Origin of the sequence: Mycoplasma collis ATCC 35278, from assembly GCF_000701825.1 — a bacterium.
GTDB lineage: Bacteria > Bacillota_I > Bacilli_A > Mycoplasmatales > Metamycoplasmataceae > Mesomycoplasma_A > Mesomycoplasma_A collis.
Genome location: NZ_JNJY01000002.1, coordinates 76553 through 92006, shown reverse-complemented (window position 1 = coordinate 92006; position 15454 = coordinate 76553). Strand labels below are relative to the sequence as shown.

12 protein-coding genes and 1 pseudogene are annotated in these 15454 nt (G+C 22.8%); 6 read left to right on the top strand and 7 right to left on the bottom strand.

Going from position 1 to position 15454, the window contains the following annotated elements; genetic code table 4:
• Window positions 1-188 (top strand): annotated as a pseudogene (locus T403_RS04465) (IS30 family transposase); the annotation flags it as partial.
• A 253-nt stretch (window positions 189-441) separates the two neighbouring features.
• Here T403_RS04465 and plsY read toward each other — a convergent pair.
• Together plsY and T403_RS0101015 are read right to left on the bottom strand one after the other, a co-directional pair.
• Window positions 442-1131 carry a glycerol-3-phosphate 1-O-acyltransferase PlsY gene (gene plsY, locus T403_RS0101020; RefSeq protein ID WP_033160956.1) on the bottom strand — a complete coding sequence of 230 codons (690 nt, stop codon included), beginning with the start codon at window positions 1129-1131 and terminating at the stop codon, window positions 442-444.
• A 6-nt stretch (window positions 1132-1137) separates the two neighbouring features.
• Entirely contained in the window at window positions 1138-2742 is a 1605-nt protein-coding gene (locus T403_RS0101015; protein ID WP_084273827.1) for a TrkH family potassium uptake protein, read from the bottom strand.
• Window positions 2743-2847: 105 nt separating this feature from the next.
• Between T403_RS0101015 and T403_RS0101010 the strand changes: the two genes are divergently transcribed.
• The 5 genes from T403_RS0101010 to fusA all read left to right on the top strand — a co-directional run bounded on the left by T403_RS0101010 (window position 2848) and on the right by fusA (window position 7494).
• On the top strand, window positions 2848-3534 hold the full coding sequence (locus tag T403_RS0101010) for a potassium channel family protein (protein WP_033160955.1): 687 nt from the start codon (window positions 2848-2850) through the stop codon (window positions 3532-3534).
• Window positions 3518-4279, top strand: coding sequence for a phosphotransferase family protein (locus T403_RS0101005; RefSeq protein WP_033160954.1), 762 nt, complete (start codon window positions 3518-3520; stop codon window positions 4277-4279). The genes T403_RS0101010 and T403_RS0101005 overlap by 17 nt, the downstream gene beginning before the upstream one ends.
• A 195-nt stretch (window positions 4280-4474) precedes the next feature.
• A complete protein-coding gene (gene rpsL / locus T403_RS0101000; protein WP_033160953.1) occupies window positions 4475-4888 on the top strand; it encodes a 30S ribosomal protein S12 in 414 nt (137 codons plus the stop codon).
• Between the two features lie 45 nt (window positions 4889-4933).
• The gene (gene rpsG / locus T403_RS0100995) at window positions 4934-5404 is read left to right on the top strand and encodes a 30S ribosomal protein S7 (protein ID WP_033160952.1); all 471 of its coding nucleotides are present in this window, start codon (window positions 4934-4936) and stop codon (window positions 5402-5404) included.
• A 2-nt stretch (window positions 5405-5406) separates the two neighbouring features.
• Window positions 5407-7494, top strand: a complete 2088-nt coding sequence (fusA, locus tag T403_RS0100990; RefSeq protein ID WP_033160951.1) for an elongation factor G — start codon at window positions 5407-5409, stop codon at window positions 7492-7494.
• Window positions 7495-7580: 86 nt separating this feature from the next.
• Here the strand turns inward: fusA and T403_RS0100985 are convergent, their stop codons facing one another.
• From T403_RS0100985 to pheS, 5 genes are all read right to left on the bottom strand, one after another.
• A complete protein-coding gene (locus T403_RS0100985; protein WP_033160950.1) occupies window positions 7581-7898 on the bottom strand; it encodes a thioredoxin family protein in 318 nt (105 codons plus the stop codon).
• A 71-nt stretch (window positions 7899-7969) separates the two neighbouring features.
• Window positions 7970-9655: a hypothetical protein gene (locus T403_RS0100980; protein WP_033160949.1), complete on the bottom strand. Its 1686-nt coding sequence runs from the start codon at window positions 9653-9655 to the stop codon at window positions 7970-7972.
• Between the two features lie 185 nt (window positions 9656-9840).
• Complete coding sequence (locus T403_RS0100975) at window positions 9841-12267, bottom strand: hypothetical protein (protein ID WP_033160948.1); 2427 nt, start codon at window positions 12265-12267, stop codon at window positions 9841-9843.
• Between the two features lie 57 nt (window positions 12268-12324).
• Window positions 12325-14481, bottom strand: coding sequence for a phenylalanine--tRNA ligase subunit beta (locus tag T403_RS0100970; RefSeq protein WP_033160947.1), 2157 nt, complete (start codon window positions 14479-14481; stop codon window positions 12325-12327).
• Window positions 14481-15428 (bottom strand): phenylalanine--tRNA ligase subunit alpha, encoded by a 948-nt coding sequence (gene pheS, locus T403_RS0100965; protein WP_033160946.1) that lies wholly within the window; start codon window positions 15426-15428, stop codon window positions 14481-14483. Before pheS ends, T403_RS0100970 begins: the two co-directional genes overlap by 1 nt.
• Window positions 15429-15454 lie beyond the last annotated feature (26 nt).

Below are 15454 nucleotides of genomic sequence, written 5' to 3'. Positions count from 1 at the left end.
GAGGTTCTAATGAACATGTAAATGGAATAGTTAGGCGACTTTATAAAAAAGGATTTGATTTCTCTTCTTTAAATGATAAAGAAATTCAAAAATTAGAAGACAATATTAATAATATGCCTAGAGAAATATTTAACTGAGAAAGTGCAAAAAATCAATTGATAAAAGAAGAAAATAATTTATTTATTTAATAAAAATATGTTTTTTTATTTAAAAAGCCGTAAAAGGGTGTGTTTTTTTATTGCTTTTTTTATAAATATTTTGTTTATTTAATAAAAAATTGTAAAATAAAAGCACAAACACAAAAGTGTTGCGCTTGAATGTTTATTTTAGGAACCTATAACAAATTATCTATTTTTAAATTTGTTATAGGTTTTTTATATTTAACTATTTGCTTTTAATTATAGTTATTTAACTAATAAAATTAAAGCAATAAAAAAGTTTCTATGTTCTTTTTTTAAATTTTAATTTTGATTCTGTTTTATTTATTAATCTTTTAATATTTTGTTTATGAGAAAATAAAACAAATAAATAACTAACAAATAAAATTATAGTATTTATTCAGTAATAATTACTATTTAATCTTCAATTTAAAAATCCTAATTCACCTAAAATAATTCAAGGAATAAATGAAATAAGAATTAAAATAAACGGAGCAATTATCGAACCTAATGAAACATATTTACTAATATATACTATTAATAAAAATATTATTATTCCAATAAAAACAACAATTAGATTTATTCCAAAAAAAGCTCCAAGTAAGCTAGCAGCCCCTTTTCCTCCTTTAAATTTAAAATATAAAGGAAAAATATGTCCTATTACAGCACCTAGTGCTACAATTTGCGGAATTATATTGATAAAGATATTTAAGCTATTTAAGCTATTTTGTTGAATTAATGAAAAAAACATTAAGGGTAAAAAACTTTTTAAAATATCAAAAATAAAAATAATTAAAGCTACTTTATAGCCATATATTCTAAGTGCATTAGTTGAACCTGCATTATTAGATCCGTGTTTTCTTATATCTGTTTTATATTTTATTTTCGTTATAATTATTGCTATATTAATCGAACCAATTAAATATCCTACAATTAGTCCAAATAAATTTATTAAAATTATATTTAAAATCATACCATCCTAACCTATTAAAATATCATCTTCTACATAATTAATTTTTCTTATTTTGGTATTATGATAACCCCAAATTAAAATAGTAGAAAAAATTCCTATTTGTCCAATGAACATTAAAATCATAAAAATTATTTTACTTAATGCATTTAATTTATTAATTATACCAATTGAAAATCCAGTCGTTCCAAAAGCTGATGAGATTTCAAAAATAACTCTCAATATATTATAATGTCTTTTTCCTGCTTCAATATTAGTTTGAATATGTCCGCCATGAGTATCTAAAGAAGTTATTATAATAATTAAAGATATAAAGAATAAAATTATCGCAGAACAAAAGATTATTATCGCTTGCATTACTGTTGAATCTTTAATTTTCTTTTTAAATACATTAGTTTGTTCTTTACCTACCATTCTTGAAAAGATAGTGATAAAAATTAAGGCAAAGGTTGTAGTTCTTATCCCTCCCCCAGTAGAAGAAGGGGAAGCTCCTATAAACATTAAAATCGAAACTATAAGTAAACTTGAATCGGTTAAATCATAAAGATCAAAAGTACTAATTCCTGCATTACGAGAAGAAAAAACCATAAAAATAAGAGCTCATACTTTTTGTGTTTTATTACCATAGTTATATGGTGATTTAACATTGTTATTATTAATATAATGATAATAATTTACATCTGAATGACTTTTGTTTCAAAAAGAATTTGAATCAATGCTTGAAATTTCAAAATATAAAACAAAAATAATTCCAATTAAAGCTAAGAAAAAGTAAGTAAAAAGGGAAATTTTAGTAAATAAACTAAATTTAAAAGCATTATTTTCATCTTTTTTAATTTTATTTTTATATCACAAATATAAATCATAAATAACTGGATAACCAATCCCACCTATAATAAATAAAAATAAAGTTAAAATTTGCAAGAAATAGTTATCATAATAAGGTGCTAGTGAATTTTCATTAATTATTCCAAAACCAGCATTATTAATTGAAGAAATAGCATGAAAAACACCATAACGAAGTGAAAGTGAAAAATTATGATAAGAATTATTTTTTATATCAAATGTAGGTTTTTGAAAATATAAAATCATTGTAAATATAAAAGATGAAATTAATATTAATGAAAAAATTAAAGTAATTGAAACAACTACTGTTCCTTTAAGAGTTTGCTTATTTTTAGCACCTCTTTCAATAGATAAAAGTTCATTTTCAAAAATTGTCGGACTTCTTTTGAGTAAAAAATTAAAAAAATAAATTTTAAGAGCAAAAAAACCAACGCCACCTATTATTATTAATAAAGCGATAATTATTTGGCCAAAAACATTAAAATTATCATCAATATTATTTATTTGCAATCCAGTAACGCTAAACGCAGAAATTGAAGTAAAAAATGTATCTAAAAAATTTAGTCTATCTTTTTGAGCTAATGGTGAATATAAAAATAAAGTTGCTATTAAAATAATTAAAAAATAAACTAAAAATAAAAATCTAATTTTTCCAATTGTTCTAACAATAGTTCATAAAAAATTAGACAATTTTATTTTATATTTATAAAAAAATCTTACTATTCACAAATTTTTGATTTTTTCCTTATTTACCTTGAATTTCTTCATAATAATCTATTTTTAATTATATTATTTTTTAAAAATAATAAAAATTATTTTTTTATAATTAAAATATTTAATTTATAATTTAACATAAAAAATAAAGGAAATGTAATGTTTGGTAATAATACAAATATATGTGTAATTGGAATTGGAAGATATGGTAGAGCTATTATTGAACAGCTTCATAAATTAAAAAAACAAATAATTGCAATTGATAAAGAAGAAAAAAATTTATTAGGTATCAAAGAATTTGTAGTTACTTCATATGTTGCTGATGCTTCTGATCCAGAAGTTTTAAAAACTATTGGAATAAATAATATTGAAACTTTTATTGTAGCATTAACTGATAATATTGAGATTATTGCTACTTTATTAGAATTAAAAGCAAAAAATATTATTGCAAGAGCATCTACAAGAGGACATGCTAGAGTTTTAAAACAAATTGGTGTAGATGTTATTATTGCTCCGGAAGAAGAAGCAGGAGTTAGAACTGCTCTTTTAGCTACAAATAAAAGTTTTATTAAATTTACTGAAAAATTTGAAGAATTAGGTGATGGCTATGTAGCAGGTTCAGCAGTTTTAGCTGTAAAAAAATTTACTAATTTATCATTGAAAAATTTAAATTTTGCCAAATATAATGTAATTATTGTTATGGTAAAAAGAAATAATCAAAGTTTTTTACCAGGTGGTAATTTTATATTATTAGAAGGAGATTTAGTGACTATTATTGGAAAGATCGAAAACGTAACAAGAGTTTTTGAAATGATATCACAAGAAAAAAATGAAAACAAAAATTAATGTAGGCTCCACTAATGTTTCTTTTAAAGAAAATAATACTTTTATTCAAGAAAAAAAGTACAACAAATTTAATCATAAAATAGATTATGATTTATTGAAAGATTTTAAATTTATTCCTAAATTAATTATGAATAGCACTGATGAAATTAGATTTGAATGAATTGAAGGCAAACATTTAGAAATTAATAAAGAAAATGTTAAAAAAATTGCTAGAATCATGAAAAAAATTCATAAATCAAAATTAAATTTTCCAAGCTCTAATCATGCCGCCAGAGTCAAAGAGTATCAAAAAATAATTAGAAATAAAAATTTAAATATTCCGGTTATTAACGAATACTATCGAAAAATTAATTTAATTCTAAAAAATATGGATAAAAATACACCTTTACATAATGATTTATGACCACAAAATATTATCCAAGATAAAAAAAATAAAATTTGATTAGTAGATTGAGAATATGCAACTAAAGGTGATAAACATTTTGAACTTGCTTATTTTATTGAATCTTCTAGATTAAATGACGAACTTGAGACAATTTTTTTAGATGAATACGATGATTATGATTATGAATATGTTTTACAACATAAAATATTAGTTAATTATTTAATTGTTTTATGATGTAATGCACAAGAAATAAAACCTTTTGATGATAGTGAATATATTGAAAAAATCAAAACTATTAGTCAATATTTAGAAGAAAGACAAAAAGAGTGAAAAAGCGTAAAAAAAATATTTGAAATGTAAAAAATAAGTCCTAATTTTTTAATTTAGGATTTTTTTTGTTAATTTTATAAAAATTTTAAAGTCCATTTCTCCCCTATAAATAGGCAAAAAATAAAAAAAATATTTTTTTTATGATACACAAGGCTAAGTTGTTATATAATATTAAACATAATTTATTTTTTAATAAATAAAATTTTAATAAAAGAAAGGAAAAAAATGCCAACAATTTCACAATTAGTAAGACAAGGGCGTAAAAAGAAAATTAGAAAAACTAAAGCCCCTGCTTTAAATCGTGGTTTTAACTCTTTAGATAAAAGAGAAACAAAAATTCCAGCACCTTTTAAACGTGGAGTATGTACAAGGGTTGCAACTATGACACCTAAAAAACCTAACTCAGCGCTTAGAAAATACGCAAGGGTAAAATTATCTAACAGAATGGAAGTTACTGCATATATTCCAGGTGAAGGACATAATTTACAAGAACACTCTGTTGTTTTAATTAGAGGTGGAAAAGTAAAAGATTTACCAGGGGTTAGATATCACATCGTTAGAGGAACTCAAGATGCTGCTGGAGTTAACAAGAGAAATCAAGGTAGATCTAAATACGGAACTAAAAAACCTAAAAAATAAAATTTCATAACTAAATAAAAATTTAAAAATTATTGAAGGAGAAATATGTCAAGAAAAAAACGTAATTATTTTCGTGATGTTTTAGCTGATCCAATTTTTAATTCAAAACTTGTTACAAAATTGGTTAATGCTATTATGTTAGATGGTAAAAAATCTACCGCACAATCTATTTTATATTCAGCATTTGATATTGTTAAAGAAAAAACAGGTAATGATCCATTAGAAGTTTTCCAAAAAGCAATTGAAAATATCACACCACAACTTGAAGTTAGATCAAGAAGAGTAGGTGGAACTAATTATCAAGTACCAATGGATGTATCAACAAGAAGAAAACAAACTTTATCATTAAGATGATTAATCAACTATTCAAGATTAAGATCAGAAAAAACAATGGACTTAAGATTAGCTAATGAAATTATTGATGCATCAAATAATACTGGTGGAGCTATTAAGAAGAAAGAGGATACACATAAAATGGCAGAAGCAAATAAAGCCTTTGCTCATTTTAGATGATAATCATGGCGAGAAAACACGAGTTAAAAGATTATAGAAATATTGGGATTATGGCCCATATTGATGCAGGTAAAACTACAACTACAGAAAGAATTTTATTTCATACTGGGAAAATTCATAAAATTGGTGAAACTCATGATGGAGTTAGCCAAATGGACTGAATGGAACAGGAAAAAGAGAGAGGTATTACTATTACCTCAGCAGCTACAACTGCTTTTTGAAAAGGTAAAAGAATTAATATAATTGATACTCCTGGACACGTTGACTTTACTGTTGAGGTAGAAAGATCACTTAGAGTATTAGATGGGGCTGTTGCAGTTTTAGATGCCCAATCAGGGGTAGAGCCACAAACTGAAACTGTTTGAAGACAAGCTACTAACTATAAAGTTCCAAGAATTGTTTATGTAAATAAAATGGATAAAGCAGGAGCTGATTTTGAAGCTTCAATTAAATCAGTTAAAGAAAGATTAGGTGGCAATGCTGTTGCCATTCAATTAAATATTGGAGCTGAAACTGATTATAAAGGTTTAATTGATCTTGTTGAAATGAAAGCTTATGAATACGATGGTAATAAAGAGGAAGAAGAAAAAGAAATTGCTATTCCTGCTGAATTATTAGATAAAGCTAAATTAATGAGAACTCAATTAATTGAAGCTGTAGCTGATTTTGACGAAAACATTATGATGATGGCGCTTGAAAATTTAGAAGTTGATAGCGAAACATTAAAAGCTGCAATCAGAAAAGCAACTTTAACTTCAGAATTTTTCCCTGTTGTTTGTGGAACATCATTTAAAAATAAAGGTGTTAAAAAAATGATTGACGCTATTATCGATTATTTACCTTCACCAATTGATGTACCTGCTATTAAAGCATATTACAATGATGAAACTATTGAAGTACCAGCTAGAGATGAATTTGAATTTTCTGCTTTAGCATTTAAAATTATGAACGATCCTTTTGTTGGAACTTTAACATTCTTTAGAGTTTATTCAGGAGTTTTACAAAAAAGTTCATATATCTACAATTCTACAAAAGATAAAAAAGAAAGAATTGGTAGAATTTTAGAAATGCATGCTAATTCAAGAGAAGAAATTGATGAAGTTAGAACTGGTGATATAGCAGCTGCTGTAGGGCTTAAAGATACTGTAACTGGAGATACATTAGTTTCTGAAAAATCTAAGCGTTTTGTTTTAGAAAAAATGGTTTTCCCTGAACCAGTTATTTCACAAGCTCTAGAACCAGCTTCTAAAGCTGCGACTGAAAAATTATCAATTGGACTTCAAAAATTAGCTAACGAAGATCCAACTTTTAGAACTTGAACAGACAATGAAACTGGACAAACTATTATCGCTGGAATGGGTGAATTACACCTTGATATCATTGTTGATAGATTAAAAAGAGAATTTGGAGTAGAAGCATCAGTAGGTGCGCCACAAGTATCATATCGTGAAACTATTACCAAATCTGCAGAAGTTGAAGGAAAACACATTAAACAATCTGGTGGTAAAGGACAATATGGACATGTTTGAATTAAATTTGAGCCAAATCCTGATTTAGGTTTTGAATTTGTAGATAAAATTGTTGGTGGAAAAATTCCTAAAGAATATATTAAATCTATTCAAAAAGGATTAGAAGAAAAAATGGCAGCTGGAATTTTAGCTGGTTATCCAATGATGGATATTAAAGCTACTTTATTCGATGGTTCTTACCATGATGTCGATTCTTCAGAATTAGCTTATAAAATCGCTGCTTCTAAAGCTTTAACTTTAGCTAAAGATAAAATTGGTACTGTTTTATTAGAGCCAATTATGGATGTTTCGGTAGTTGTTCCTGCTGATTATTCTGGAGATGTAATGGGTGATCTTTCAAGAAGAAGAGGTCAAGTTAAAGAACAAGAAACAAGAAGTGATGGTGCTAATATTATTAGAGCTGATGTGCCATTATCTGAAATGTTTGGATATTCAACTCAATTAAGATCTATGACTTCCGGAAGAGGAACTTACCAAATGCAATTTGATCACTATGAAACAACACCAAAACAAATAGCTGATGTTATTGTTAAAAAAAGAGCTATTAAAAATGACGAAGATTAATAACTAAAAAAAAATTCCTAATGTTAGGAATTTTTTTTATTTCAATTTTTGTTTATTTCATTTTTAAAAAAATAAAATAATTTACATTATTTTAAGTGAGGTTCTAAAACTGCTTTTATTTGTTCAAAAGCTTGAAAACCAACTAATGATGTAATTAATTTTCCATCTTTAAAAACAAAAGTTGTAGGTGTTCCTGTAACCATGTATTCATAAGCGAATTCACGATCTTTTGCTACATCAACTTTATAAACTTCAACTTTTAATTTATCTGCCACATCTTTTAAAACTGAACTCATCATTATACATGGTCCACAAGTTAAAGAGTGAAAATTTAAAAGTTGTACTCCTTTTCCATTTGTTATTGCATCCGCTAATTCTATTTTTGTAGTATCTTTTACAAACATAATTCTCCTATTTTTTTAAATACTTTTTATCTTTATTTTAATATATTTTAGTAAAAAAATAAAATATTAATTTAACTTTCTATTTGTTCTTCTGTTTGTTGTTTTGTTTTTTGAACATTAAAATTAACAGCATAAACATGACGATTTTTTAAATTATTTCTTTTTGAACTTGGAAAAGAAATTTTAACAGCATATACTTTATCTTTAATTAAAGCTTTTATTTGTTTAAAACGCTTATCACTTTCTACTTCTTCAAGTTCAATTTTATCAGCTTCAATTTCTTTTCATTGAGCATCATTATGTGATTTATATTCAATCACATAACTATTTTCTATAAAATATTCTGCATCTTTATAAAATCATAATAATAAATCATAAACAAATTTTGGATTTTCATCTTTTGATTTTATTTCTAATCAAGGACTTTCATCCTCATCTTTAGAATTTCAATAACTATCTTGTTGATAAGTGAAAACCAATTTGCTTTTATAAATCCCATTTTCCCCTTTTCAAAATTTTCAAGAACTATATCATTCACTAGAAGCCGAGGTTTCTCATGATTTTTCTCTTTTAGTTTTCTTTCCTCAATCTTCTAATTTTTCAACAAATGCTTTAGTTTCGATATCATAAATATATTTTTTATTTTTATTACCACGATTATAATTTAACTCTAGTTCAAGTGTTCCATTATAATCTTCCACATTGGATATATTTGAAAAACTTCATTTAATTGTTTTATCTAATATTTTTTCTAAATTTAATTTAGCTATATTTTTTGCATCAATTTGATATGGTAAAAGTTTTTTTTCATTGATTATTTTGTGTAACTCTTCTGTTATTAATGTATTTTTATTTTTAATTTCATTTAAATAATCATCATTACTTTTATAACTTCATTCATTTGAAACATTTTGTTCATACACTAAATTATTTTCAGTTTCTACTTTTAAAACGAAAGTTAGTTTTCTTTTTTTTGTTAATTGATTTTCATCAAAACTTTCTTCTTTTATTTTGATCTCATAATTATTTAACTCTAAAACATTATCTTCAATCTCAATTTGAGTTAAATTACTGTCGAAATCAAAATCTTCAAGAGTATATCCATTAGTATCAAGTCTATCTTTTAATTGTTGATCATTTTTAATTGTAATTTCTTGAGAAGCTAAAAGATTTTTAACTTCTTCTGCAATTTTTGATTTTGAAATAAAATCATCAAATTTAACTAAATATTCGAGTTTATTATTTGTATCATCACTAATTTGAATTTTTAAATTCATTATTTCTTGTTCGTTATTTTCGATAGATATAACTTTATATTTAAAATTTTCACTATGTTCAAATTCAAAAGAATCAACATTTATCTGATAATAAAATAATTTCTTTTCTAATTCTTTTAAAGTAGGTGTGATTTTTTTAGCAAGATTTAATTTTTTAATTTTTTCTTCTATTTCTTTTACTTTTAAATCGTATTTATCTTTATCACCACTTTGAATTATTTTTTTTAATTCACTTTTATCATTTTCATTTAATTCTGCTTTTGTCTTATTATTGTTTTTACCTGTTTTTTTACTATCATCTTGTAAATTTTCAATTTTTTTTATGTCACGTTCAACTATTTTATCTTCGCTTTTTAAATTTGTTGAAGGAATAAGTGTTTGGTTTTTATTTGACAATAATACTCCGGCAGTAATACCACCAACTAATGAGGTAGATAACAATAAAAGACCTGAAGCTAATAATATTTTTTTCTTTTTCATATTTTCTCCTAAAAATAATAAATATTTAATAAATTATTTTTTTTATTATCTTAGTTTTGTTTTGTTAAAAGTTTTTTTATTATATTAATAATTATATTTATTTAATAAAATTAATTAAAAAAAACATAAAAATGCCCATTTTATTTAAAAAATTAAACTATTTTTAATTAATTTCTTTTATTTTACTATTTTTTGCTTTTTACTGATGGCATAAAATTATATAAAGAAGGATATGTTATATTTCTGTTTGGTCACACTAATTTAACAGCATATATATCTTTTTTAATATCTACAACAACTTTTTTATAACTGTTATTTGAATAATCTTGAGCTTTTGGTATGGAATTTAATTTTATTCAGTTACCATCTTTTTTATCTTGGTAATGTATTTCAAAAGCACCATCTTTATAATAATCACTACTATATCAAAAAATAAACTCAAATTGATAAATAAATTTAGGTTTTTCATCTTTTCTATAAATTATTATATTAGGATTAGGATCATCATTTTTAGCTAATCAATAATTTTTGTTACCTAAAGGTTTTAAAACTTCATCAGCACTATAAATTTCAGAATAAACAAAATAATTTTTATAATATTCGCTTGTAGCTTTTGCGCTTCATTCTTTTTTTAATTTATCAACATTATCGTAATTATTTAATTCAAATTTAGGTACATAAGGAGTTTTAATCTGATATTCAAATGTTTTAGTTTTATTACCTCTTTTTAAAGTAAATTTAATCTTTGCCTCACCTAATAAATCATTAAAATTTAAAAGTTCTTCTTTTTCCACATTAATTGTTTTATCAAATAAATCTAATTGGGAAGATGAATAAATATCTTTAATTTGAAAAGCTAAAAATTCTTTTTGTTCAATAAATTTATTTATTTTTTCAATTATTTGATTTTCTTGATTTAAAACTTGATTTAAATAATCTTCATTAGTTTTATAATTTCAAGTTATTTCTTTTTCCACTTCTAAATTTATTTCATGTTCGGAAGATAAAGTTATTCTCGCTTTTGCTTTTCTTATTTTTTTAGTTTCATCTTCGGAAAGTCCATTTTCTAATAATTTAAAACTAATTTTTAAATTATTTATATTATATTCTTTTTCATTTATTTTTATAGAACTAAAATTATTATTTTCAATGTTGAATAATTCATTAAAATTACTTGTTTTATAATCTGTTATAAAAGGTTTATCTTTTATTTCATCATTGTTTTTAATATTAATAGAGATATTGTTTAATTTTTCTGTTAATTTTTCTTCAACTAATTGTTTAGTAACAAAATTATTAAATTGTTTTTTATATATTTTATTTATTTTAGATAAAGCTTTTTTATTTGAAATTTTTATTTTAAAAACATATTGATTATCATTATCTTTATCAAACTCTAAAATTTCATATTTTAATGAATTGGGTTTTGTATTTTTAATTTCAAATGAATCAGTTTTTAAGTTGTAATAAATATCTTCAATTTCATTTTTAAAATTAGGTAGAATTTCTTCTGCATTATAGATTTCGCTAATTTCATCAATACTTTGCGTTATTTTTTTAACAATTAAACTAGAAAGTTCTGTTAATTCTTCTTTATCATTTATAGCATTTTTTAAATTATTATTAAAATTATTTAATTTATTAACACTATCTTCGATATCAATATTTTGATTATTAAATGAAAAATTAAAATTATTTAATTCTTTTAAAAGTGAATTGAATAATTCATATTCACTAATTTGTTCTTTTTTTTCTGATATTTCTTTATATTTTGTTATTAATTGATCTAATTTTTCTTCATTATTCTTTAAATATTCTTTAAAGTTATTAAATTCTGTTTTTCTATCTAATATTTCTTTTTCTATTTTATATTTTTGCTTTATATTTTTTAATTCTTCTTGATCAATTTCGTTTAAATTTTCAATTTTTAGCAATAATTCATAAATTGAAAAATTTTCAATTTCTTTAATTTTGCTAGAAATATCATTAAAAATAGTTTTAATATTTTCATCAATTATATTTTTGTTTATTTCTTCAATTTTTTCAGTTATTGTTAAAACTTTATCCAATATATCTTCATTAATATTTAATTGAGTTTTTTCAATTTTATTATTTATCTTATTAATTTCATGTTCATTTAGCTCTAATGAAATTAAATTTTTTAATTTTTCTTTTAATTGTTCTAAATCATCTAATGTTATTTTTTGTTTTAAATTGTTAATAATATTTTCAATTTTATTAATTTGTTCGATGTTTTTTAAATTATTTAATTCTTCATCAATTAATATTTCATTATCTTTAATTTCATTTATATTTTCAACTTTATAAGCTTCAATTCCGTTTGTTTTATCTTTATTTTTGTCTTTATTTAAAGTATTTGTTTTATTTAGTTTATCTTCATTTTTTGTTAAATTGTCATTATTTACATTGCTTTTAGCTTTGTTAATAGTGTTTTCCTTTTTATTTAAAAGTAAATTAACAGATTTATTAGAATTTACGTTATCTTTATTATAAAATGCAAAAAACAAACTAGCTGGAATAATAGCAGTTAATGGCATTAATGGCCCTGCTCATAAAAATATTTTTTTCTTTTTCTTTTTAATATTTTTCATTTTTTAGCTCCTACTTTAAATTATCATTAAAATGAATTAACTTAAATATTATAATGATTAATTATAAAAATCATCAATTTTTTTTGAGGTATCTTCATCACAAACTACATTTATTGTAATTTTTCTTTCATTATTTTTAATAAATATATCAATAATTTTTACTTTATAAATATTTTCAAAATTAGCATATAAATAATCTATTTTTTCATTAATCGATTCTTTTTCTTTTAATGAAAAAGTTATATCTCTTGTTTTAAGCGGGTTTGAATCGTAACTTTTATATTCTAAATTTTTTTCATAAGAAATTTTATCTAAATTTATTTCAACAAAAAATGCATCAACATTAATAACAAATGGGGAAATTTTTCCAATTCAACCAATAATTTCATTTTCAAAATATATGTAAGCACTTACATTATTATTAAAAATAATCTCATTAGTTCTTTTGAAAATTAAATGATTACCAAATAAATTTAAAACTATCTGCTTTAATTCATTAAATGTTTTATTAGTTGAAGCGAATGCTAAAATATTTTTAAGATCACTAATCATTCCAATTTCAAAAATTGAAATATCATTAATTTTTCTTTTATTATTATAATTAATTATTTCTGCTAGTGATATTGCTAATGAATTTCTAACTTGTTCTCTTTCTTTTGAAATGAAAGTTTTTAATGTAAAATTTTTAGTAAATTTAAATGGGTTAAAAATATTTTTTTCTTTTGATGTTAAAGTATAAGTTCTAACCTCTTGAAAGCCATTTGCCATTATTTCATTTTCTAAAAAATTAATTTCATTTACTATAGAACTTTGAATTATAGGTTGCTCTGCTTTTATGCTAGAATAACCATAAAATCTTAAGATTTCTTCAATTATATCATTTATATTTTCGATATCATTTCTATAATTTGGAATTAAAATTTTACCTTTATCAAAAACAAAATCTAATATTTCTAAGGAATTTTTTACTTTATCAAATTTTGAATCACTAAAAATATCAAAACCTACAATTTGTTTGATTTTATTTCTATCAAAATCAATGACTTTTTTTTCAACTTTAGGGAAATTTATAACTTCTGAAAAATTAGGTAAATAATTACTTAAAAATTTAAAAGCTAATTCCATTGTTCCAATAGAAATATTTTTTGATGATTGTTTATAAGCATTAGTATCTAGTTTTAATTGTCTTTGTGTTTTTCTAATTTCACCAATAGGAAATTTACCAACTTCAAAAATTATATTTTTGCTATTTTCATTAATTCCATAACCTTCTGATCCTATAATACCTGCTATAGATACAACATTATTATTACCATCTATAATTCCGATTGCATCATTAAAGTCAATATTTTTATCTCCTAAAACTTTTATATTTTTTGAAAATATTTTTGCTTTTATTGGTGCTTTAATTTTTTCTTTATCATAGCCATGATTTGGCATTCCTGATAAAAGATAAATTAAATTACTTAAATCAACATAAGAAGAAATTAATTTTATATTAGATTTTAAAATTAAAAAACTATCTTGAATAGAAAGGTTGAAATTTGAATCTACTTTGGATTCCATCCCAGATAAATAACCTAAATTATTTTCAATTATAAAATCAGATTTAAAATGCGGTTTTTTAAATGGAATTTCTTGAAATTCATTATTAAAAAAAGCACAAAGCTCTTTAGCCATGATGTAATATGAATTAGCATCAGATCTATTTGATAAAATAGTTACATCAATTAAATAATCATTAAGTTCAAAAAATTCTAATGGATCTAAAGTAAGATCAACTTTTTTAAAAGTAAAAATCCCATCTTTAAATTCATCTCAAACTAAATTAGGATCAAAACCTAATTCATTTAATGAAACAAGCATCCCTTCAGAAATAATACCTTTAAGTTTTTTTTCACCAAAAACTATTTCATTATTTTTGCTTCCAGGAACAAAAGCCATTACATAATCATCAACTTTTACATTTGTTGCATTTGTTTGAATGATCCTATTTTTATCATTAAATTCAATTTCACAAACAGTTAATTTATCAGCATTTGGATTTTTGTATGTTTTTATTATATGACCGAATTTCATATTTTCGATATGATTAAATTTTCAATAATTTTCAACTTCAAAACCAATACTATTTATAGCTTTAACGACATCATCAATTTTAATATTATTAGCTAGATTAGTCATTTTCATTAATCTTTTAAAAGAAAAAATCATTATTTATCCTTTCTAAATTGATTTAAAAATCTTAAATCGTTTTTATATAATTCTCTTATATCATTAATTTTATATTTAATCATTGCTAATCTTTCAATTCCAACTCCTGCAGCAAACGCACTCATATCATTAGTATAACCTGCCATTTTCATTACATTTTGGTGTAAAATACCAGCGCCAAGAATTTCTATTCAATTATTTTGATAAAATACATCAACCTCAACAGAAGGTTCGGTGAAAGGAAAATAAGAAGGTCTGAGTCGAATTTCAACTTCTTGTTCTAGAACATATGATAAAAAAGACTTAAGAGTTCAAATTAAATTTGGAAAATTAACATAACCCACGCTAACAAAATCTAGTTGAGTAAATTGATGTGAATGAGTTTGATCATCTTCATCATTTCGATAAACTTTTCCAATTGAGAATTGACTAAAACTTTTATTTTTATTCATCTCTAAAACTTTAGCACTTATTCCAGTGTTATGTGTTCTTAATAAAATTTTTTCATTAAAATAAAGTGAATCTTGCATTTCTCTAGCTGGGTGATCTTTAGGAATGTTTAATCTTTCAAAATTATATTCATCAGAAACAAATTCAATGTCCTTAACTTCGAAATAACCATTTTGAACAAATCATTCTCTAATTTTTTGAATTATCAATGTTATAGGATGAAGTGAAGAATTATTAAACAATGGTTCATTTACATCTATTCATTCGCTATCCATTTTTCTTTTAATATTTTCGATTTCAATATTTTTTGTTATTTCTTGAAATTGCTTTTCTGCAAATTCTTTAAGATCTTTAATTTTTTTTCCAATTTTAGCTTTTTCATCATTTTTAGCTAATTTTAGTTGCTGAGTAAGTTTGAAAATTTCCCCATCTTTTCCATAAAATTTGTTTTTAGCTAATTTTAAATCTTCAAATGTTTTGATTTTATCAAATTCCATTTTAACTCCTTATTTTTTAACTTTTT